General features: G+C 43.9%; 18 protein-coding genes. 4 read left to right on the top strand and 14 right to left on the bottom strand.

Annotation, left to right across the window (positions count from 1 at the left end; translation table 11 throughout):
- Window positions 1–43: 43 nt before the first annotated feature.
- From VF412_RS14810 to VF412_RS14800, 3 genes are all read left to right on the top strand, one after another.
- Window positions 44–1378 (top strand): glycosyltransferase family 4 protein, encoded by a 1335-nt coding sequence (locus VF412_RS14810; RefSeq protein WP_331340032.1) that lies wholly within the window; start codon window positions 44–46, stop codon window positions 1376–1378.
- Window positions 1371–3347, top strand: a complete 1977-nt coding sequence (locus tag VF412_RS14805; protein ID WP_331340031.1) for a PQQ-binding-like beta-propeller repeat protein — start codon at window positions 1371–1373, stop codon at window positions 3345–3347. The genes VF412_RS14810 and VF412_RS14805 overlap by 8 nt, the downstream gene beginning before the upstream one ends.
- 86 nt (window positions 3348–3433) lie before the next feature.
- Entirely contained in the window at window positions 3434–3688 is a 255-nt protein-coding gene (locus VF412_RS14800; RefSeq protein ID WP_331340030.1) for a hypothetical protein, read from the top strand.
- Here the strand turns inward: VF412_RS14800 and VF412_RS14795 are convergent.
- The 14 genes from VF412_RS14795 to VF412_RS14730 form a co-directional block, all read right to left on the bottom strand.
- Complete coding sequence (locus tag VF412_RS14795) at window positions 3685–4389, bottom strand: hypothetical protein (protein WP_331340029.1); 705 nt, start codon at window positions 4387–4389, stop codon at window positions 3685–3687. The genes VF412_RS14800 and VF412_RS14795 overlap by 4 nt on opposite strands.
- A complete protein-coding gene (locus VF412_RS14790) occupies window positions 4382–5533 on the bottom strand; it encodes a glycosyltransferase (RefSeq protein ID WP_331340028.1) in 1152 nt (383 codons plus the stop codon). Before VF412_RS14790 ends, VF412_RS14795 begins: the two co-directional genes overlap by 8 nt.
- Window positions 5533–6975 (bottom strand): hypothetical protein, encoded by a 1443-nt coding sequence (locus VF412_RS14785; RefSeq protein ID WP_331340027.1) that lies wholly within the window; start codon window positions 6973–6975, stop codon window positions 5533–5535. The genes VF412_RS14790 and VF412_RS14785 overlap by 1 nt, the downstream gene beginning before the upstream one ends.
- Window positions 6976–6987: 12 nt before the next feature.
- The gene (locus VF412_RS14780; RefSeq protein WP_331340026.1) at window positions 6988–8139 is read right to left on the bottom strand and encodes a TRAP transporter substrate-binding protein; all 1152 of its coding nucleotides are present in this window, start codon (window positions 8137–8139) and stop codon (window positions 6988–6990) included.
- Between the two features lie 22 nt (window positions 8140–8161).
- A complete protein-coding gene (locus VF412_RS14775) occupies window positions 8162–8950 on the bottom strand; it encodes an ABC transporter ATP-binding protein (protein ID WP_331340025.1) in 789 nt (262 codons plus the stop codon).
- On the bottom strand, window positions 8928–9689 hold the full coding sequence (locus tag VF412_RS14770) for an ABC transporter permease (protein ID WP_331340024.1): 762 nt from the start codon (window positions 9687–9689) through the stop codon (window positions 8928–8930). The genes VF412_RS14775 and VF412_RS14770 overlap by 23 nt, the downstream gene beginning before the upstream one ends.
- Window positions 9690–9692: 3 nt before the next feature.
- Window positions 9693–11048, bottom strand: coding sequence for a twitch domain-containing radical SAM protein (locus VF412_RS14765; RefSeq protein ID WP_331340023.1), 1356 nt, complete (start codon window positions 11046–11048; stop codon window positions 9693–9695).
- Window positions 11049–11203: 155 nt separating this feature from the next.
- Window positions 11204–12340: a hypothetical protein gene (locus tag VF412_RS14760; RefSeq protein WP_331340022.1), complete on the bottom strand. Its 1137-nt coding sequence runs from the start codon at window positions 12338–12340 to the stop codon at window positions 11204–11206.
- 16 nt (window positions 12341–12356) lie between these two features.
- Window positions 12357–15269 carry a hypothetical protein gene (locus VF412_RS14755; protein WP_331340021.1) on the bottom strand — a complete coding sequence of 971 codons (2913 nt, stop codon included), beginning with the start codon at window positions 15267–15269 and terminating at the stop codon, window positions 12357–12359.
- A 14-nt stretch (window positions 15270–15283) separates the two neighbouring features.
- Window positions 15284–18130 carry a hypothetical protein gene (locus VF412_RS14750; protein WP_331340020.1) on the bottom strand — a complete coding sequence of 949 codons (2847 nt, stop codon included), beginning with the start codon at window positions 18128–18130 and terminating at the stop codon, window positions 15284–15286.
- Window positions 18131–18297: 167 nt separating this feature from the next.
- Window positions 18298–18615 carry a hypothetical protein gene (locus VF412_RS14745; protein WP_331340019.1) on the bottom strand — a complete coding sequence of 106 codons (318 nt, stop codon included), beginning with the start codon at window positions 18613–18615 and terminating at the stop codon, window positions 18298–18300.
- Window positions 18616–18693: 78 nt separating this feature from the next.
- Window positions 18694–19629, bottom strand: coding sequence for a hypothetical protein (locus VF412_RS14740; RefSeq protein ID WP_331340018.1), 936 nt, complete (start codon window positions 19627–19629; stop codon window positions 18694–18696).
- 17 nt (window positions 19630–19646) lie between these two features.
- Window positions 19647–20627, bottom strand: a complete 981-nt coding sequence (locus tag VF412_RS14735) for a cytochrome P460 family protein (RefSeq protein ID WP_331340017.1) — start codon at window positions 20625–20627, stop codon at window positions 19647–19649.
- Window positions 20628–20698: 71 nt separating this feature from the next.
- Window positions 20699–22042, bottom strand: a complete 1344-nt coding sequence (locus tag VF412_RS14730; protein ID WP_331340016.1) for a glycosyltransferase family 39 protein — start codon at window positions 22040–22042, stop codon at window positions 20699–20701.
- Window positions 22043–22112: 70 nt separating this feature from the next.
- On the opposite strand from VF412_RS14730, the gene VF412_RS14725 reads away from it, so the two are divergent.
- The gene (locus VF412_RS14725; protein ID WP_331340015.1) at window positions 22113–23135 is read left to right on the top strand and encodes a glycosyltransferase family 2 protein; all 1023 of its coding nucleotides are present in this window, start codon (window positions 22113–22115) and stop codon (window positions 23133–23135) included.
- Window positions 23136–23215 lie beyond the last annotated feature (80 nt).

Raw genomic sequence — 23215 nt, 5'->3', positions numbered from 1 at the left:
AAAGGTCATTGCCTTGTACTGGAATTTTCAAGGGTCTATCAATATGAGCAATTCGGAAGACGGCAAGAACACGGAAACAAAAATAGGCATCGTTCTATCTTCGACTTTGATGGAATGGGTCAGCTGTCGCACTATCGGCTCAAATCTTCTGAAATCTTATGAGTCCTACTTAGGAAAAGATTTTATTTCTTTTGATTACAACAAACATCTTGATGGAAAAGGTGTGGCCGAATTAGCTGCAAGTATTCTTCGAAAAAAAATCACTCATCTTCATTTTTTGGACCATTTACCTCATCCTATCGCATTGATTACAGAGCTTTTCAAACAGGCGCCTATAGAAAAATTGCCGGCCTTTTGCTTTCATATTTATGGCGACTTTACTTTTTACGCGCCCGAGTGGTGGGTGCTTTCACATCTTTTAAAGAAATGCAAAGCGCAGTACCTATGCGCTTCTGAACGTCAGATCAAACTAGTACAACAGTTAATCAAAGTGCCCTCTGACACTATTTCGCTTTGTCCATTCCCTGTTGACACAAGTTACTATCACTTCGCGCCGACTTATCGTTCTGAAGGGCGATCCAAATTTAAAATCAATGACGATGAATTCGTCGTTCTTTATACCGGTCGCCTTTCTATGCAAAAGAACGTTGAACTCGCAGTTCAGGAAACTTTTGCCTTCTTCGCAAAAAAGAAAAAGAAGATAAAATTCCTTCTTGCTGGAAACTTTGACGATATGGGCGCACCATTCTTTGGAATTTATCCGCAAAAAGGGCATCAATTTCAGAAAATTGAAAACTTGCGTATGAACATTCCCGAAGAGCAAGGCGAAGTTCATTGGATCGGTTCACTGAACTCTGAGGATCTGCGCCTGGCTTACAATGCGGCTGATCTCTTTATCAGTCTAAGCCTTTATCATGATGAAGATTTTGGTATGTCCCCGGCAGAAGCCATTTCTTGCGGATTGCCATGTGTTCTTTCTGATTGGGGTGGCTATTCTGGATTTGCAAAGCACAGTGATAAGGTTCATTTGGTGCAAGCGAAGATCGAAAGCAAAGGCTTTTATTTTAAGAAGACTGATCTGCAAAAAGCACTGGCACACGCTTTCTATGATTACTCAAAGAAGGAGCGTGAATCTTCATTACCACATGTCCAAAGAGGGATGAGTATCAATGCCGTAGCCGAAAATGCGATCTCGAAACTTTGGAATAACGATTTCGCCGCATCAAAGGGGCCGACTGCTTTGCTAAAAAAATTGGCGGCTCGAGTTCACGATTTCCGCCAGCACAAGAAAGATTATCTCTATAAAGGGTATCAAGACCCTTTGTATCTTGACGTTTATCTTCCTTACTTTGAGAAATCTCGAGAAAAGCATGGATAAGCAATTAAATGCTCTCAAGTCAGAGATTCAAGAACGCGCTTTAATCTGGGGTTCGCAGGAGCCCTTGATCGACCATCGCGGAAAATCCGTTCGCTTTCTTTTTGATTTTCGTCCTCTGCTACAAGACCCCGCTTTTTTAAGCTCCATTGCCGACATCTTTTGGAAACGCTACGGACATTATAAGAAAATTCAAATTGCGACACTTGAGTTGGGTTGTGTCACTTTGCTAGGGGCCTTATTGCTAAAGGCCAAAGAATTAAAAATCGACGCTAACGGATTGGTCATCCGCAAATCTCGGAAAAAAACAGGTCGTCAAAGAGTCATCGAGGGCGGAATCACACAGTCCCCTACTATTGTGATCGACGACATCATGAATAGTGGCGGCAGCTTTTTGAAAGTTCAAAAGGTATTGCAGGACGCTGATGTAGATATAAAAGAGGCCTTTGCGATTTTAAATTTTGGAAATCGTGATGCGAATGCAGTTCTTTCCAAAAATGGTCTCAAAGTACACTCTCTCTTCCTATTAAAAGAATTCGATATCACCATAGATCGAAAGGCTGATCCTGCCAAATTAGGACAGTTCCAAGACGTCTTCTCTTTTACGCCAAGCTCCTCACCCGTTAAGCGGTATGAGATCTTTCCACAGTCGAATCCCGCTTTGGATTCCACAGGAAGTTCCATTTTTTACGGAACATCTACTGGAGATCTAATTTGCCTGAATGCAAAAACAGGAAAGCAGATCTGGCGTTACTCGACAGAGACTATCGATCCTAAAGGAATAGCGTCCACTCCGGTCTATCATCAGGGCATCGTCTATGGAGCCGCTTATAATGGCAAAGTTTTCGCACTAAACGCAAAAAATGGACGCGCTATTTGGGAACGCCGCTATGCTGACTGGATTGGCTCTTCACCAGCGATTTCAGTGAAAGACAAGTCGCTCTTCATCGGCATAGAGCATGCGACATTGCACCGCAAAGGTGGCTTGATGTCTTTAGATCTAAAGACCGGCGACCTGAAGTGGCAAATCTCTAGCGATGAATTTATTCATGGTTCCCCGGTTTATTCAGCGAAGAATAACTCTGTAGCCGTCGGAACTAACGACGGTCACTTGTTGATGGTTGATGCTAAAACAGGCCATATTCTTTGGAAATTTAAAACTCTAGGGCCTATGAAATCTTCGCCAGTCTTTTTTGAGGAAGACAAATACATCGCCGTGGCTTCTCATGATGCCGGTGTGTACTGCATGCGCGCCAAAGATGGGAAGCTTCAGCAATTTTTCAGAACCGAAGGCATTAACTATTCAAAGCCACTCTATTATAAGGGGCAACTTTACACTGTTTCTGACGACGGCAGTCTCTATCGCTTGGACCTAAAGACTCGCAAGGTTTCTCAAGATCTTACGACGTCGGGACGCATTTTCTCTTCACCAGTTCTGATTCAAAACAAAATATTTTTCGGCAATAATAATGGGCAAATTTTCGAATATGATCCTCGAACACGCCATCTTTCCGCAGAGCACATAGTCGCCGATCGAGTTTTGAGTTCGATTGTTTTCAATGCAAAAAAGAATCTCTTTTACTTTCACAGCTCTGACGATCGACTCTTTGCTTTTGCCAGAAAGAAAAAGGCGAAACCTGAGTCCATTCTAATCCCAGCCAAAAAAGGTTCAGTTCGAGGTTTCGAAAACATGCTTGGCAATGGATTTCGCCGCTCTGCTGAAAGCGTCACCCGCATCAATAAGGACGGAAGTCTGACCATCTTCAATGCCCAAGATCGCAATCACGAACTTCTGTTAGAGGGTTTGGCCGTGGATGTCTGGATGCTCCTAGAGGAAAGCCGCAGCCTTAAAGAAATTGTGGCCATTTTGGCTCTTTGGCGCAAAATCAGCCATTCCCAGGCACAGCGCCATCTCAAACCGATACTACGACAGCTTTTTTCCGAGGGTCTTTTGCAATCCATTAGGCCCTAATGACGGCCCTTGCCCTATTCTTGACAAATTTGTCCTTGATAGTCGATAATGGAACGACTGGCACATTCATGTAGCAAGAGGTTTTAGTGGCGAATAAAGGCCGAGGTCAAAAATCTTCCCGAAATAAAGCGCCTAATTCAAAGCCTTCTAAAAAGGCTTCTGAAGCCAATGCCTCGTCTAAAAATAATAAGAAAAAATCTAATAAGAAAAAGTCTTCTGGATCTAAAAAATCTCAGACAGAAATCGCATCTCTGTTTGCGAAGATTTCCAAGGTCGCTCCATTCGGAGCCACAATCTTAAACTCTACTGGCGCGTTCGCTGGCAGTGACGGCGGATACTAAGCTCTCGTTTTAATTTCTAAGCCATGATGAAGAGACAGCGGCACAATGTGCTTATCTTTTTCTTTTTCCACTTTCGGTCCCCAGTAAGTTCCCCCCCGTGATAGACCTAAATGCAGGAAATAGGATTCAGATATAAAGAAGTGGGAGTTCACTTCCGCAACCAGTGTCTTTTCTAACCTTCTTAAGCTTTCCATTTCAGGAATCGTTAAAAGCGACAATTTATCTAACTGGAAATGTTTTCTTATAAAAGCAGGGCTCTTTTCAGAGTAATTCAAAAGCAATAATCGACTGCGAGACTTTTTGTAATGACTTGATTTTTGCAGCTCTTGCAATTGCACTTCCAGAACCTCTCGCTCTATAGAAAAATCTCTGACAATAAAAATAAGAATGATTTCTTCTATACTTTCTTCGGTCTTAAATCCAACAAAACGCCAACTAGAAATATCCGGGTAAAGGGCCTTCCATATTTCCGGATAGATCAAATTCCTTCTGGGCTTTGTCATTAGCGCCTCACACAAGCCATCCCTGATAAATGCTTGCTTTGAGGTCTTTTCACTCGCAGCAAAAATCATCTGCCCTTCGGGAAGATAAATCCTGCGAGTTGCAGGATAAAAAATGCCTTCAACAGACGTTTCAAGATAGGAGATTAAATTTTCCGCCATAATCTGCTTTTTCGTATTTTCGTTAAAAAATCTATTCATGGCGTCCTTCCATCGCGTGTTTGAATTGTTCGAGATTCAGATGATTGATCTTTGTTGTATCAAATGACATTGAGGATGATAGAAAATCCAAAAATCTTTTTTGATCTATGCTTCGCATTTTATGAATTGCATCGCGACTAAATTTTTCCCTATCTTCCAAAGATACATGCAAAAGATTTTCCAGACCGCGAGCGCCCAGAATAACATTATCATAGCTCGCAAGATCCACAAACGGTCCCCAATCTTCCAAGACACACGGAAGACCATTGGCAATAGCCTCTCGAGCCGCGAGGGAAAAATCCTCTTCAAAACTGCGGCTTAGATGTAAAAATAGATCTGCCGCGTGACTAAGATCTTTGACTTCGGCAGACTCTATATGACCCAAGAATTCAATTTGAAAATTAGATTTCTGAGAACTTAGAAACCGAATGATGGATGAAAATGTATATCCAGCCGGAAATACTTCTCCTGCGTAAGGAAGATTCCAGTCATCGAATTCACCGGCGAGCACCCAACGCACTTTATGATTCTTGCTTAGATTTTTCACGACCTCATAGTTGCGAAAGAATCCTTTGCATTCGTTTATGCGACTGACTGTCAAAATAAGCAGTTCGTCATCTTGCAAATTCATCTTTGATCTGACTTTTCCTCGTAGGCTTCTGTCAAAAGTCCAAGAGGTCAGATTTAACGATGGAATTAGAACCTGAATATTCCTTGGTGAGGATAAAGTATCAGCGATAACCTGCGCAAATCTTTCAGACAAGGCGGCCAGGTTGAAATTTTCGTCAGGTACTTTTCCAAGCAAATCTTTCCAGTCAGGCCACTGCTGAAAGAAGTCCCCATAAAGGTGCACTCGGCACTTAAGACTTTTATTTTTGATCAATGTTAATAGTGGCTTTATCAAACGCACCTGCTTAGGAATCGCATAGGGAAAAATCAAATGGCTATGATCAGGAAGTCTTCCGACAGTTTGAATGAGCTCTTGCGAATCCTGGGAAACTCCCGAAAAGGGAGCTTTAATTTTAACTTTATCCTTAAGAAAAGAGTCGTAAGTCTCTTCCAAACTTTGACCAATCATCTGAAGACTTGGCCAATTATTCTGAATGCGATCTTTCGCTGAGGGAATGATAATTGCGTTTTTCATTACAATCGCAATCCAAGCCATTCGCGACCGCGATAAGAAGCCATAATACAGAATGTAATAAAGGCCAAGATCGCGTACGTCAGGCGGATCGCCTGCAAGTGATCTTGATTAAATTGCGCCAGCGAACTTAATTGAATCTGCGGAGTATCGTAAATCTTAAACGGTGTTAGCTGTTGGAGCTCACCAGGTCCCACATAATAATTCGTTGTCGGGTAACCCACGATAGGACCATCCAAATGAATCCACTCGTTATGACGGAAAGGATGAAATTCTGTTTTGCAAACATCATCTTCCTGGATAATTCTTCTGAAAGGGCCGCCATTCACAGACACAGTGAATGTCCATGCCACGCTGACAACTTCTGGATCGTTACAGCTTCTTTTTAGGAACCACCAGTTATTGTAAGGCTTTGCCCGATCGTAGGCATTCGTGTGTGGAACTTCATTCACAAAGATATGGCCGTCTTTAAATTTTGTCTCGCTTCTAGAAAGAGCCTGTCGATTTCCATCAAACATATCCAATGTGAACTGCTTTGCTTCCGCAGTCCATTTGTGATTAGGCCCCGCCATGAATGGCAATAAATTTACAAAAAGCAACAGAGCTGTCATTACGACGCCCACTCTACTAACGCGTGAACCGATTGCGGGGGCTGGTGCTCCGAATAGAGTCACCAGCAATGGCAACGTCAAAAGCGGATAGCGGAAGCTGACATAGATCGTTGAATACAAATGGAAAATTATAAAGAAGACTAAGACAACCCAGCGAATTTTGGAATTCTTGTGGAATAAAAACCATACGGCAAAAAGCTCGAAGCAAATCACCAAGTTCGTTGCCAGCGGTATTGCGAAGTGAGGAAAAAGCCTCAGGCCTTCTTTTGTGGTCGAGAAATAAGATCCGACAATCCAGGCCTCATCTAATTTCACGAACCCCGCCATGAAATATAAAAGTAAGAAGCACCAACGTAGATCCGTCCATCTTTTGCGCGAAAACAGAAGCACAAATGCCGGAACCAAATTGAACATCATGAAAGGAACAGAGACATTAGCATCGGCAATAAATCCTAAATAAACTTTTGCAATTACCAAGTATATCAATACAAGATGCATCCAAACCCATTGCTTCTTATAAGCAAATACCGCCGTCAAAACCAATGGACCTAATAGGCCGAATGCAAAGAAAACACGATGGGAAAAATAACCAGCGCCGGTTCTAAGAAAAATAAATTTCTCGCAGTGCTGAAGAAAATTGGGACAGATAAAAGAGCCCGGATTATCCATATTGATGGCGCCCCATCCTGTAGGGAAACCACCATAAAAAGCTAAAGCCATTCCCAAAAGAACGGCCAAGATTGCGACAACTAACACAGGTGTACTATTAAATTCCTCGAGTGCGAAAAATTCAGAGTATTTTTTTTGAAAATTCGCAGCAAATGTCTTCGTCACATTAAACCTTTATCAGTGCTCCGCAGCGGCAGCTGGAGTCGCAGAAGATGTCTTATCCAAATCCTCGATGGCTTTAATCAGATCACTGCCAAGAAGAGGCTCCAGTTTATCGTAAACCGCATGACTGGCTTTGATCATGATTTTCTTCTCTTTAGCAGAGATCGGTGTCACGACCGTACCCGATTTAATCAACTCTTCTTTCGAATTCTGATTTACTTTCACGACACCTTCTCGATCTTCAATAGCCATACGTTGCGCTTCTTCTTGGACAATGGTTTGCAAATCCTTCGGCAAAGTTTGGAAGAACCTCTCATTCACAACGTAGGCGGTAACAAAAAGACTGTGATCCACTTCCCAGATGTATTTCATCTTTCCCTCGATGGGACCAAAGTTTTTATAAAGGCGACTTACGTTTCCGTAGTGGTCATCAGTGATATCCACCAGATTATTCTTAAAGAAATCCAAGCCTGATGTGTATTCAGGGTGGCTTTCGTTCATTACCGGAGTCATCTTATAGGCAAGAATCTCAAGCAAACGAGCCAGTGCCGGGTTTGTTTTAATATCGTCTTTAGGATCTGCCGTCGGCCCATAATAGTGCATTCTTAGACCGGCCAACTGCGATACCTTTGTGATTTGTTTATTCGAGATGAACTGGCGAAATCCTCCGCCATAAGAATAAGAAAGAATTCTGAGATTATTTTGAGTTGCTTGCAATAAATGATCTTTAAGCTTCGTGCCGATCTCGCCGTCCATGACATGAAATGCATGCTCATTAGAGCGGAATAAAAATGGCATTTCAAAAACTTGGAACTGAGGATCCAAAGCCGCCAAATGCGGTGTACTCGTTGTCGTCAATTGAGCGGCATTGCTCATCACCATCGTTAAAGCTTCACGATAGTAGTTGCCATCTTTCTTGTCGTCGGGGAATTTCAACTCAATTTTCAAACGACCTTGAGAGCGGTCTTCAATTCGCTTTGCCAACTCTTTGCCGATATTGACTTGTCTGACATGGTCGGCTTTGTGTGCTACGAACAAAACAGCTTTGAATGTCTTGGGTTGTTCAACAACTGGTTTGACATTTTTTTTGTCGGACGAAAACATCGTCAGCCAGTATACAAGCGCAGCGAAACATACGAGACCCAAAACTCCCAGAAACTTTCTCATAAATCCCCCTCCGGGAATATTACTACAAGCCTTCGGGATTGCCAAATTCTGGAAGAGTCTTATAAATCGAAATTGCCTTCTCAACATCTCCGAAAAAGCTGACTACGCCTTGGTCTAGGACAATCGCCTTGTTACAAACCTGACGAATTTGATCAGGACTGTGACTGACAAAAAGAACCGCGCCGGATTTTTCAATCAACTCGGTCATTCTGCCCACAATTCGGGTGCGGAAAGAAATGTCGGCCCCATCGAACACTTCGTCTAGAATAAGGATATCCGCAGGAAGTGCTGTCACTAAAGACAGACACAGACGTGCTTTCATACCGTTACTGTAGGTTTTAAAAGGCATATGCAGGTACTCACCTAGACCAGAGAACTCAGCTGAGTCCTTAATAATGTCATGGTGGCGTCCGCGCTCGAGCGGATAGATGAACTTACTCAATAGCTTTAGATTTTCGAAGCCCGTCAACTCGGGTTGGATTCCCATCGACGTATCGAAAATCGCGCGCAGTGTTCCTGTGACTTCCACATCTCCAGAGGATTGAGAATAGATCCCTGAAATGCAACGACACAACGATGTTTTTCCGGCGCCATTTTTTCCAAGAATAGCGATGCGATCGCCTTTGCGAATCTTCAAATTGATTCCACGAAGAACATGTAACTCCTGAGAGTCCTCAAGGGCCGATAATGGCTTCTTCACCCAATCGACAAAAAGATCGCGCAATGTCCAAGATTTATAAAGTGGAGCATCAAAACTCAAATGGAGGTCCTTGACCTTGATTAATAAATCAGAGGTAGCGGAAGAGTTCATTTCGTCTCCATTTCCAAACAAGGAATGAGGTCGCAGCCAGGCCCACCGAAACCACTAAGCTAATTGCAGTACTTTCCAGTAACACCTGATCTTGACTGGCCAAGATATTCTGGAAAGGACTGATGATCAGATGGAAAATATTAAACTTTACGATCCAACGATAGTCGTCATTGATCATATTCACCGGATAGAAAATTGGCGTCAGAAAGAATGAAACATTCAAAATAAACGTCATTACAAAAGCTGTATCGCGGAAGAAAACGTTTAAAACCGAAATCAACCAACATAGCGAGATCACCGAGATCACAAGGCTGAACGAAGGGACAATTAACCAAAAAAATCGAATCAAAGGAATGTCCGAGAAAAATGCACTTGGAATTAGAATAAGCAAAAAAGCCAAAGCAAAGTTGAACATATTGTCCAATACCTGCGATGCCACCACGACAAAAGGGTGAATGCTATAAGACTTTAACAAAGCGCCCGAATTGACCAGCATCGTTGCTGACATCAGGATCGACTGAGAAATAAATAGCCAAGGAAGCAAACCCAATAACAGAAATAAATTAAAATTGGGAATATTCAACTTCAGAATGTGACTGAAGGCATAGCTCTGCGCCCCGTACATGATAATCGGGTTTAAAATCACCCAAATGATTCCTGAAATCGTATTGCGATATCGGGATTTCATGTTGGCGATCGTCAGCGCAAAAATTTGATCTTTAAGAATTTGCCAATTCATCCACTAAGCCGTTGTTTCCTGAACCTCAAGATCTGCCTTCCACTGCAAGAACTCTTTCTTAAGCTCAGGGAAGGTTTTTAAGAAATCCACTTTGCGACGACGATCGATTTCAGTGAAGTATTTAACGAAGTCCGCACGGAACATTTTTTGATTATATCCCGTCTCGGAATTGAAATATTCCAGCACACGTTTCAGCTTATTGATTTCATAGTCGGTAAAGTTGTTCTCTTCCATGAAAGCCAGGCTTTCTTCGATATAACGACCGAATTCTTTTGGAAGAACTTTGATCGACATAAATTCAGGATGACGCAAGTAAGAGATATCGATCAGAATGTTCTGCTTTTTCTTCCACTTCGCAAGTTGCGCAAGAAATTGCTTAAACTTCACAACACCCAGAGCGTTGTAGGTACACATGAAGGTGATGTCAGCTTCTGGCAAAAGCTTCATCACCGTCTTCAAGTTTGTCTGGAATAATTCCAAATCCAAACCCGAACGGATGTATTCGGCTTGAGCTCCCCAGGTATCAAGACTGATATACAGTCTGAAATTCTTAATCTTTTTTTCTTTCAAAAGGGGCGAAACCCCTTTGCAAAGTTTTTCTACTAATTTCGTTGGAATACCGAAATTCGAATTGATTGCCAATTCCATATCTGGATTTGGAGTAGGATGAGCTGCGATCTCATCAATAACTTTAAAAGTGTCTTTGCTAAGCAAAGGCTCACCACCCGTCACACGAAAAACCTTCAGCGACGGATAAAGTGTTGGCCACCATCTCCAAAAGGCTTCGATGTAAGGATTATTGTCTTTATGCTTCAGAACTTCCAATTCATCTTCTGTGATAATCGAGTGATGACGACTGCGCGTAGGGAACTCCCCATGCTGAAGCATTTCTGAAACCCATGAAGATGAAAAGTTCGGTGAACAGTAACAGCATTTGAAATTGCAGATCTTACTGAAAGAAACTTCCACGTATGTCGGTTGAATATTAGCATCCCAAGGGGCATTCGCAACCTGAGACATATACTCTTTCGCCCAATAGTCATTGGACTTCACCATGCGGTCACTGATGTTTTTTCCTGGAAGATCTTCGATATTCCAGCAATAGCCGCATTCCGGTGGGCGCTTGCCCTCAAGCATCATCTTGCGCTGCTCTTTCTTTAAAGGCGTATTGTGAAGCGCAGAAGGGTTGTCCTTCAATTCATCGAGCGGAATCTTATGCATGATAGGATGGTGGCAAGAATGCGTGTAACCACTATGCAAATGAATAGTTACCTGCAACCACTTCGCCAGACAGAAAGAAGGTGACACCTTATCTAACTGACGTTTCGTCTCTTTAATATCATCAAGAAATGTCGACATAACCAAGACGATATCAGATGACAGAGACAATAATAAAGAAATTTAACACAAGGTCTTTAAACTGAGAGAGGGACAGAAATCCCTACTGTTTGCCCCTCTAAAGTCCGTCGACGTCAGTCCATGCCATTCAAATTAAATTTTGATTCTAAATGACGCTATTTAAGGCGCATTTTCTGATAAGTCGTCGTTGTTGTGCCCGGCTGACAACCTAGAGTCGTCGTATAGTTGACGAAGACCCTTCCCACAGATCCCGCAGAACCTGTTCCGGTCGGAGCTCCTGCCGTCGCGGAGATTGCGCCCGAACTACAACTTAAAGTGTTCGTGAAGATAGCAACGGTACCACCGGCACCACCACCTGCGTTAGTCCCTGAACCTGCGCGACCGTTCGCAGTAATCGTTCCACCCAAAGATACAGCCGCGGCTTTCACGATAACGATACCACCGCCAACACCACCGACACCACCTGATGGCGCTCCACCACCGGCGCCCATGATCAAGTTCGTACCAACGCCGGGGCTCATGTTCGTACCACCGTTTGAGGTTGCAGCACTGGCACCGCCACCAGGTCCTGAACCTGCGGCAGCAGACCCGCCAGCAAAACCGATATCGTAAGTTGTGTCGGTAATATAGCTGCTGCCCATAGAAACAGATCCTGAAACCGGGGATGCATTCGTCAAAGTCAATGTGCCGCTCACTTTGAAGGCAACCACACCACCTGTACCTGTCGATGCATTGTAAGCGTTCGCAGAAATCACGGCCCCCGAGTTGATCGTCACATTGGTATAACGTGGAACTCTTAAAATCTGAACATAGTTTCCTGCGGTTGTCGTCGAAGAGTATGCGTTATAAAGACCTGGCGAAGGAATCACGATGTTCGTGCCGCTACCGATAGAGCTAATCGTAGTGAATTGCATCTTACCTGCGTTCACGCCGTCCATACCGATAATTAAAATATTATCTCCAGCGGCAAAGCTTGTGCTGCTCACGACAGTCAATGATGTCGCTCCCTTTGCTGCGTCGGCATTCAAACGAGTCGCCAGCGTATTCACCACTAATGGAGACGCTTTGCCATTGTATGGATAACCACTCAGGCCCGTGCCAACTGTTGGCGCATTTGAGTTCACGGTCAACGCACCCGAGGCGCCGTCACCGAAAGATCCCGAGGCATCAAAGAAGCCCGTCATCATTTCACCAAGATTGAAGTTCACCGCAAAAGCAGAGGAAGTTGGGAGTAAAATTCCCAAGAGAAGCAAAGAGCATATGAATGGCTTTTGCGACTTCCAAAGTCTCATGATCTTAAATCCTTCCCTAGTAGCCTGTGAGCCAGTTCACGTAAACCGTATTACCCGCACGAATGAAGTGAAAGATCGTTGCTACACCCGCGGCGACATACAAGCCCGAAGTAGTAGATTCCGCCGGATAAAACTTAAAGTTCGAAGCATATGTTAACGCATCTGGGGTCGTTTGTGCAAATTGACAATAACCAGCCGTAGTACCAGTTACAATAAGCGTGTACATGCCTCCATCGCGCATATTTTGGAAAGTGAAATTCTGACAGCTTAAAGTCGTGATCTGATTATTTCCCGTGCTCCAATCAATTGTAGCAGAAGATGTGCTTGGTGTAGAGGTGAAGCGCATTTGTCCCGCAACCTCTAAAGCAGAGTCCGTTGGAGTTGTTCCTATACCGACACGACCTGAGCCATCCACATAAACACGAGGGGAGCTGTTTGTCTCAATTTGCAACGCGTTCGCATCGTTAACGCCGATACTTGCAACGGCCCCTAATGAGTTACCGCCTTGAAGAATCGCCACTGTCGCAAGGTCCGTACTTGCGATAGCACGGAAAGATGGCGTTCCTGCACTAGAAGTTGGTGCGGCAAAGAATGTTCCTGCAGATTGAGTGGTTGAAAGATTTAAATTCGCATCACTCAACGTAAATGTCTGACATGAAAACAAATCCGTCGTTGAATTCCAAACCAGCGCAGTTCCGGAAGTACAAGCTGCCGGCCAAGGTGAGGCCGAACTATTATTAACAATATCTGTATATTTTAAGAAGCCATTATTCGACCAACCACTATTCCATCTAAAAGCATTTCCCGTGGAAGAACCATTCACAAAGGCTACTGACGGAGTCAGAGATGGCGTCGAAGTCACATTATAGATACTCGAAGCCGAGAATGTAGATACAGTTCCCGCGCTTGCATTTGGAGAAATTTGGATTCCGCCAGCTGTGCTAGTGACGGTCATACCCGTGCCGGCAACAATTCCTTTAAACTCGCTGCCAGTTGCTCCGGCGTTTATACCAAGAACAGTGTTAGCTGCCCCCAAGCTTGTTTGGCCAATGCCACCCTCAGCTACAGTAATAGCACTGCTCAAGTTATTCGGATTCAAATTCGTTAAATTCTGACCGTCTGCCGTCGGCAATCTGCTCGACGAATCCAACTGTACATACTGATTAGCGGCGACAGAAGTTCCCTGCGCTGTATTCAGCGAAAGAGTTCCTGTCGAAGTAATAGGTCCACCTAAAACTCCTGTACCGCCTGCGATGTTCGTGACAGTACCATTCGTGACATTACCCGCGATGTTGATTTCACCCGCATTGTTAGTGATTGTCATACCAGAACCGGCAACAATCGTTTTCAATTCACGTGAGTCCCCCGCAGCATTAATCCCTAAAACTTTATTTGCATCACCGGCAACGATGTTTGAAACACCAATACCACCTAATGAAACAGGCAAAGTTCCGGATGTAATTTTCGAAGCATCTAAGTCAGGAACATTTGAAGGATCCACAACTCCAGATAACTGGGAAGCTGTGATCATCAAAGGTTCACAAGTGAAAGTATCGCGCTGTGCTGCCGCCACACTTGTATCTGTCGAACTATGCCATACAGCCACTTCACCCGTGGCACAAGAAGCCGCAGGCCATGGAGACAACCCGGCATTATTCACAACTTTTCCATAAGGAGCTTTTGTAACATTCCAGTTTGCACCATCCCAAACAATCGTTTGACCAACGCTTGCTCCGTTAGTGATTGATACAACCGGAGTCGAACTTCCCGTTGCAATAGAGAGCGGGCTTGATGCAGTCATGTTTGTGACCGAGTAAAGTGCTGTCGGATTGCTGATCGTGATCGTGTTACCAGAGACAGCCACTCCAATACCATTTGCTCCGGACAAAGTTTTATATTCAGCTCCACTGCCCGCAGAGTTCATTCCAAGAATCTGGTTCGCTGTACCAATAGCTGAAAGACCCGTACCGCCTTTATCCAAGGGAATAGTGCCAGGAATATTTGTAAGATTAATGTTGGTCAATTGACTCGCATCAACTGCTGGAAGTTTATTACCAGCGCCTACTTGCAAAATTTGGTTTGCGCCAGTACCCACATCTAAGCTTAAAGAATATTGACGACCCGAAGTGCTTTCAAGCACCCCAGTGCCAGCAGCGATGTCATTGACATAGCTCATTATTTTAGTCGTTGTACCATTGTAGTAATAGATATTGTGATCTGTCGAGTTATACCAGATCTGACCCGCCGTTAACTCACCAGAGCCTTGCATCGTACTTACTTGGGTAGAACTCAAAGTCCCGATACCCACCGGAGTTTGCGCCGGACTATTCCCTGCCAAGTAACTAGTGAGTGTTTTGAAATTTGCAATCGAAAGATTTCTAGAAGTTGCTAAATTCGAAGCTGTCGCTCCAGCCGCCGTCATCAAATCCGTCACTGGCAACGAATTCAAAGCTGCTGAATCCAAAGCCTGTGTTGCATTGAAGGAGTTATACACAAAGGGAACGGCTTTCAATGGCTGTGGGTCTAAATCCACTTGTTCTGATCCCGTATCAAACGAGATCTGTACTTGCATGTCCTTATCGGATTGCACAATATAGCCTGCACATGTTGATGACAAGTCTGTGCCCGTAATGAAAATCTGATTGAATAAATAAGTTCCCACATCCGTGCGAACGCCATCACCTAGATTGACATCAAAGAAACCATTTTGAACGTTCACCATCTGAGTTTCAGAATACAGGATGCAACTTGCATCCGAGTTTTTAACTCGCAAATTAAAAACAACAGCAGCCATCGTCAATGGCACACCGCTTGGCTGAATAAGACGACCCTTAAAGTGAAGATTAAAGCGAGTGGAAGTCGTCGCAAAAGCAGTCTGCGCAAGCATCATCAGAGCTAAGATAAGTACTGGGGCATTATGCTTTTTCATAAACCTCCCCAACTCTATTGATAACCTGACTGCCAGCTGACGAAAACAGAAGAACCGGCTCTAACAAAGGTAAAAATTGTTGCCGTATTTGCTACTGTTGGTCCATTTGCTGGAACGAATTTAAATGAAGCATTTGATAATGTATCAGGAGATGATTGCACGAATGTACAAGTACCTGATGTAGCTCCTGTCACAATCAATGTGTAAGAACCACCATCGCGCATGTTCGAGAATGTCCAGTTCGAACCGCAGCTTGCCGTCGTATATTGGATATTTCCGTTATTCCAATCGAATGACGTCGCTGCAGAAGCGTTATAGCTTTGGGTCAAACGCATCTGACCAGATACTGTCAATTTGGATGATGGAGAAGAATCACCCACACCCACGTTACCGCTTGAATCGATTGTCATGCGAGCCACATTATTAGTTTTAATGCTTACACCATAACTATCGTTCGTGCCCAATGTTGCTGTTGCACCAAACGAGTTACCACCCGGAACGTAAGCCACTGTGTTGACGTCTGTACTAGCAATTGTTCTAAACGCTGGCGTTGCCGCACCACCTGAAGTAGGACCGGCAAAGAATGTTGCGGCACTTTTTGACGACCAATTGATATTGGAGTCATTCACTGTGATCGTCGCACAAGTAAAATTGTCATTAGCAGAAACCCAGGTCACAGCTTGACCTGTTGTACAGTCAGAAGCAGGCCATGGAGATGCCCCTGAGTTATTCACCAAATCATGAAGATTTAATGAAGCGACACTCCAAGCGCCTGAACTCCAACGCAAAGTCTGACCTGTGGATGTGCCTGAAGCTAAACCTAAAGCCGGAGTCGTCGACCCGTTTGTCACTGTAATAGGTGCAGTTGCAGAAACTGAAGTCACTGTTCCCGTCGCAGAAACGGTGATTGTGTTTGCGGTATTAGCAACTGTCACGCCAGAACCCGCAGTCACAGTCTTATATTCCATCGCAGTTCCGGCAGCGTTGACACCCAAAACTTGATTGCTTGAACCAAGTGCTGTCAAACCTGTACCACCTTTTGTGACAGGAACTGTTGCTGAAAAATTCGCAGGATTTAAATTTGTCACCTGAGAGGCATCTACCGCTGGCAAGCGCGCTGATGCATCTAATTGAACGATTTGATTAGCGCCTGTACCCGCATCGACAGCAATTGTACCCGTGGAAGTGATCGGACCACCGGTCAAACCATTGCCAGTATTTACTTGAGTGACAGTACCACCACTTGATGTATTTGTGATCGTCACTGTGTTTGCACTGTTCGTGATGACGATACCTGCGCCCGCAGTCAAAGTCTTATTCTCAAATGCTGTCGCTGCCGCATTCAGACCCAAGATTTGATTTGCAGTTCCCAAAGTTCCTAGTCCTGTACCGCCACGTGCAATAGGCAAAATACCTGTTGTGATTTTTGAAGCGTCCAAACTAGGGATATTTGCCGTAGATAATACGCCAGAGATATTCGAAGTTGGAACTGTAATATCTGCGCAGGTGAATGAATCTGAAGTTGAAGACCAAACGACACCTTGTCCCGTTGTACAAGAAGTTGATGGCCAAGGACTTGCAGACACACTGTTAATTAGATCTGTATAAACTAAATTGGCAGCGACCCAAGCGCTGCCGTTCCAACGTAAATTTTGTCCCGCTACAGTTCCCGGCGACAAAGACAATGCAGGCGTCGTGGATGCATTTGAAACCACGATTGGCGCCGTTGCACTCACCGTAGAAACAGTACTTCCCGAACCTGTTGACGTGATGGTGATACCACCTGCAGAGTTCGTGATGGTGATACCAGTACCCGCATTCATGAACTTGTACTCGAGACCCGTCGCCGCGTTGTTCACACCAATCACTTGATTGGCAACGCCCATCGCAGTCAAGCCTGTACCACCTTTACTTACAGGAACAGTTCCATTAAACGCTGACGTATTCAAATTCGTAAGTTGAGAACCATCAATGGCAGGAAGCTTTCCTGAACCGTCTAGTTGAACGATCTTTCCTGCAGTCGTACCAACGTCAACAGAGATCGTACCCGTCGTCGTGATTGGACCACCAAGAAGGCCTGTTCCTGTGTTGACTTGCGAAACCGCAGACGTAGAGTCACACAAGTTCACATCACTAGTTCCGTTATAGTAACGAACCTCGTTTGTGTCAGTGTTATACCAAATTTGACCTTGGGTGAATGTCGAAGAAGATTCTTGGGCAGTTGTATATGTACCAAGACCCAATGGGATCTGACTTGAACTTGTACCATTTAACAAATCGACAAGGCGTTGAAATTCAGAAGTCGAAAGATTTCTCGAACGCAAACTGCTGTCAGAGCTTGCACCACTCACAGTCAAAACATCAGCCGCCACAACGCCACCGACTTTGGCTGCGTTCTGAGCATATTGCGACTGATAAGCCTCAAATGCAAATGGAGAAGCTTTGATCGCCTGGCTGACCAAGTTCACCGTTTCACCGGCAAGATCGATCGTCACAACAATCTTTCTGTCATCAGAAGAAGTCGCTGTATAAGAAGGACAAGTACTGCTGTAATCAGTGCCCGTAATGAACACCTGACTGAATGTATATGCCGTTGTACCAACTTGAGTTCCGGAACCAACTAATAGATGAAAGTAACCTTGCAGTACCGTGGCAGTTTGATTTTCTTCCCACAAAGTACAGCTTTCGTCCGGAGTTTTAATTTTAATATTAAAGTTTGCAGTCTCGCTGATAGGCGATCCGTCGTTCTTTACCACACGACCCTGGTAAGGAACTAAAAAACGATTCTGAGCTTGTGCAACAGACACATCCCAGAGCGCGAATTTTACTATTATCAAAAGAGCCAATATGACCCGTTCCATGTACGTCCCTTATCTGATAAAGCATAAAACTTATCGTCTTGTTTCAAGCGATTCTTAAGTTTCTTGTGAAAAAGAAATTAAAAATCGTACAAATGCGATACGTACTTTTCTCCTTCTGATAGAAGTTGAACAAAGCGTTCTTAGGAAACCTTGAAAGCGATTAAGATTTAGTTGGTGTTACCGATGAGAGCGCCTTCCGTCCCAACAAGAGACATGCGCACAGTCCAGCCATTTTTAGTCTGAAAGTTATTGTCAGTAGGTTCACCAACAGAAGTCATAACGATAAATTTATTGTATTTGCTGCTAAGAACTTGCTGCTTCTTGATATCTGGGCCCAATCCATAAAGAGCCTGATCGTTTTTCATAACTTCGGCAGCAATTACCGTGTAGGCTCCGGCTTCTCCAAACGTATCACTGATCGTCGCGTCCATAGAACACGCCGATAGAAACACCGCCGGAACGATCAAGAGAAGTAGCTTCTTCATGCTTTACTGATCGGCAGATCTTTTACAATACATAAATTTCCGGGAAAATATTCTTAACAGTAATCTCAAGTTGAGACTCTAGCGGCTCTTCCGAATTTTCAGGACTTTTGCCTCGCTAAAAATTTTCTTCCAATTAAAAGTTCTCGCTTCGAGACTTTGAATAAGCTCGCTCATATTCTCTTGGCGATCCTGTATTTTGACCTTCGGCCAGTCGACGTCCCATTGAATGACGCAATTATGATGTGCTGACAGATGTACAATTTCGGAATTCATTGGCTGTTTGATGTCCGCAATATGCCCACCACGACTGACAACCGCGTGGGAAAGCCAGCTATCCGCAAGAATTGTCTTCTTATTTAATTCGAAGAGCTCCCAGCCTTCCCAACTTTGCACGCCCAAAATTTCCTGAAGATCCACGACGTTCATTTGAGCACCTGTGCGCTGGAAAATTTCTAAAAACATCTGCGTATGATGGCGAGGATTTTCCAATGGCGTAAACTGACGTGTCGAAAGATAAATCCAAATTTCTTTCCAGGGCTTTTTTCTTTGTGTAAATCGATCTAGAGCCTTAGAGATGCTCTCCTTGGACATGAATACTTCCGAGTTCACACCGTAAATGAAGGCCCTATCTACCTCGACAGAACTCTCCTTTGCCTGCAGGTAATAGCTACCTACATAGGGACGCCAGACTTCGGGAACGCAGTCCAAAAGTTCTTGCTCGATCAAAATCTTGCTGCGAAGTCCTTTTGGACTTTTGAATTTGGTAAAGAAAAATAAAAGTGGTACCAAACCATCGCGAATGGCCCACAATTTTTTTGAATTCAAGACTTCCAAATTCGGAATCTCTGAAACGAAGATTGGATTCACAGGACTGATATAGGATTGATAATGAGGGTGAAGCCAACTTGCAAGCTTACTTAACTCTGGTCCCCGGGTGAATTCCGGCATATCGGATTCCAAAAGATCGGACCATTTTACTCGTACTTTTTCTTCTTTTACTTGCTGCTTAACCATGATGAGCTCTCCCGCTGCTATCGACCCGAGTGACAAAAACTTTTTTGCACAACTCTATAAGAGATTTCTTGAGATCCACGGTAAGCCGGAACCTGCATGGTCTGATAGAGATTTACATAGTATGGTTTCATAGAATCAGCACATTTTTGATCTGATTTTATAGCACTCACCAAAGAAAACTCCTTTTCATTCTTAGCAAGAAAAAGAGCTGGTTTGTTTGCTCGAATAGACTCGATGACAAGCATCGGAACGATTTCATCCACTGTTCCTGAAAAGGTGGCCTCACGAATTGGCCCTTCATAGAAGCGTAAGTCATTCGATTTCTTCACGTATTTTCTAACAAGCTTTGGAAGATTCTTCTTTTCTCGAAGCTGGAAAGAATCCTTCATTCCCTGCTGAAGCTTTTCTCGACGCTCTTTTATTTCTTTGAACATATTCTTTTGCGAGTTGAAATCCGCCTGTTCAGAGAAAACATAATCGCGACTTTCCGCTACCTTATGGCAGGCATGACAAGCTTGGATATTTGCGTGCACATCACCAGGAAAGGTCAGACCCTGAGAGTCGAATAGCACATAACCCCATCCATCCGTATCAGCATATTTTTTCTTGTCGCGAATCATAAATTGAAAGCGCTTGGCTCCTGAAGGAACAATCGAGCTTGCGAACAAGGGATCACGTTCCGTCTTGATGCCAATCTTCGCGAAAATTGATCCGTCAGGATAATCGTACTTATCTCTTTTTTCCGCCATGGCTTTAGCAGCGATAGGATTTGCGTAGGTCATGCGCATTTCTCCGCTGTCTTCTCGATAGCGGACGGTGACCATTTTCCAAGTTTCAGCGAAAGGACCGAAATCTTCAAGATGATAGCCGATCATCTCAGGTTTACCGCCAGGCTCTGTGATTTCAACTTTGCTCACATCCTGTGTAGGTTTTGTATCTACAGCATAGGAAATCGAACAAGTTAACACTAAAGAAAGACCAGCGATTTTTAAACTCATGACGGTAGTATAATAAGGCGAGCTGATTGTTCTCAAGGAAAAAGCCCTTCGTATTCTATCAAGACCCTGGCCTAGTGAGGAAGAATCCTTAAAACAAGAACGATATCAGATCCATTGCGCTCGAACTGAAGCATCTCAGATTGAACACCACTTTGGTGAAGCTGCTCTTGAATCACCGGAAAGCTAGTGATTCCCTGGAAGTAAGTTTCAACAATATAAACTGGCTCTTTCTTCAAAGGTAAAGAGGCCACATTCACATAACGAAGCACTGGTATTTTTCGAGAGCTAAAATACGGAGTTTCAAGAGCCAAGGTACGTGTTGTATAGACGGGTCCGGGATTTTCCCCAATATATGCAGCCACATCTTTCCATGGTGCTTTCTTAATTGCATAGACCTCGGGAAGATAGATCGCACAGCAGATTACGACGATAGCAATTCCAACTCCGACGAGCCATTTGGAAAGCGATCGCAGTGCAAGTACAATCGACACGATAAATGGCACTATTAAAAATTCGAAATAACGTACAAAGAAGATATTGCGGCCCATGACCAAACCAATACTCAATAGAATTGATATCGAAAACCAAGGCAGAAGCAAAATACAGAGCTCTAAATTATCCTTATTCTTTCTGACTGAATACACCGACAGAACAAGAGCTACCAAACCAAAAGCTGCTCGTCCCCAGAAAAGGTCACTCACAAGATGAAGAAACTCTTGTAGCGCGGACACTTCAAGCCAGCTTTGCTTTTGCCAACGCAAATATTTCCAATCAACCAGAACGAAAACTACCAGACAAGACCATGCAATCAAAGTTCCAAGAATCCACCATTTGCGGCGGATCAAATGTCCTTTCCATGCAAATAGAGTTTCAGCCACTAAAACAACGACTGCCAAGTAGTGAGTACAAAGAAAAAATACGGTAGAGCCAATAAGCCATTTTAAGTTCCTGCGATCTCTGTTGGAAAACCAATCAAGAAAGCAGAAATACTGAATGGCCAATCCCAACTCGAACAAAGTGTACATTCGAGTTTCCTGAGACATCAAAATCTGAGCCGGTGAAAGAATAAATAGGCAACCAGCAAGAAACGCCCACATCCCTCCCCATCTTTTTGTCAGCTGATACAGAAGAACTGTCAAGGTTCCGGTCGAGATGATGGCAGACAAACCACGCGTCGCAATTTCCGAGTATCCAAAAAAATGAAGCCACGCTTTTAAGATCAGAAAATAAAGTGGCGGATGATTGTCCCAAAGGACGGCTTTAAGAAATTGATTCCCGGCAAAATGCAAGGAGACCATTTCATCCAGCCAATAGCTTTGTGCGCCAATTTGATAAAATCGCAGCCCCAAGCAAAGAGCCACACAAAGAAGAGATCCCAACCAAAATAAAAGATGCTGCTTGCGAAAGTTAACCACAGAATTAAATTCTACCCTGATACATCGAAGTGTTGGTAGCAGTAAAAATGTTCTCTTTTTGCTGGCGTCTATGTACCATCTGATAATGCCTATTAAAGTTCTGATCGTTATTATCACGCACGGCCGCTTCAAGTGTTTAGACTTGTGCCTTGAGAGCCTTGCGCGAAGCCTTCAGAAAGTGGCGAGTCAAAAGAAATATACTTTTACAGTGTTGTTGGGTCTGAATGGGATTGAAGCTCCGATTTGGCTGTCAAACCATGAGATCAGCAAGAGCGACTCCTTTCAGATTTTAAAAATAAAAAACCACCTAAGTCCACCTGCGGCCAGAAACGTCCTGATGAAATCGATGACTTCGGACTACACTGTTTTCTTTGATGACGATGTCATTATACCCGAAAGCTATCTAGTCGATCTTTGCGACTTAATCAGCCAACATCCCGATCTTCAGGTCCTGGGTGGACCAAATTTATCGCCGCCTCAAGCGACTCTTTTTGAAAGAGCCTCTGGCCTGGCCCTGGCCAGCACCTGGGGCACGAGCGCAATTAGCAGTCGCTATTCATTAAGGAAAGATTCGTTCTTTACCCGATCCGAGCTGCCTTTTGCTTTGTGCAATCTGTGTATTAAGAATGAAAATCAGGACCTTTTTCATAAGGATCTCAAATACGGCGAAGAAACCGATTTGCTACAGCGACTTTTCAAGGACTCAAAGTGTTTAGGGCTTTATTCACCTCAGTTATTTGTGTGGCATTTTAGAAGGCCTACTTGGTCCTCTTTTATGATTCAAATGTTCAAGTACGGCCTCGGGCGAGGACTGACGTTAAAAGAAGCTTCAAGCAATCGCAAGCTTCAGTTTTTAGGACTGGTGGGTCTTTATCTTTTTCTTGCAATCATCTTGTTGCTTCATCCAGTTCTCTTGCTTTCCGTTCTTATTTTGATTTCTATATTAAGCCTCATGACTGCTCCCAAACCGTTTGATATCAAACTGTGGTTTTATCTTTCTCTGAGCTTGATCTTTATTTATGCCCTTTACCCTTTAGGCGTTATTGTGGGAGCCATTCGCAGATTCTTTCCATCTATCGAGGAGCACCCATGAAGCATTATTTAAATATTCATGGAATTGGCATCGAAGTGGATATGCTGCACGCTTTTCCACGAGTTTCAGAGCTTCTATCT

The sequence above is a fragment of the Bdellovibrio sp. genome (genome assembly GCF_036384735.1).
In the GTDB taxonomy this organism is placed as follows: Bacteria; Bdellovibrionota; Bdellovibrionia; order Bdellovibrionales; family Bdellovibrionaceae; genus Bdellovibrio.
Note: the sequence above shows the minus strand (reverse complement) of the source record. Positions and strands in the feature narration are given on the sequence as shown.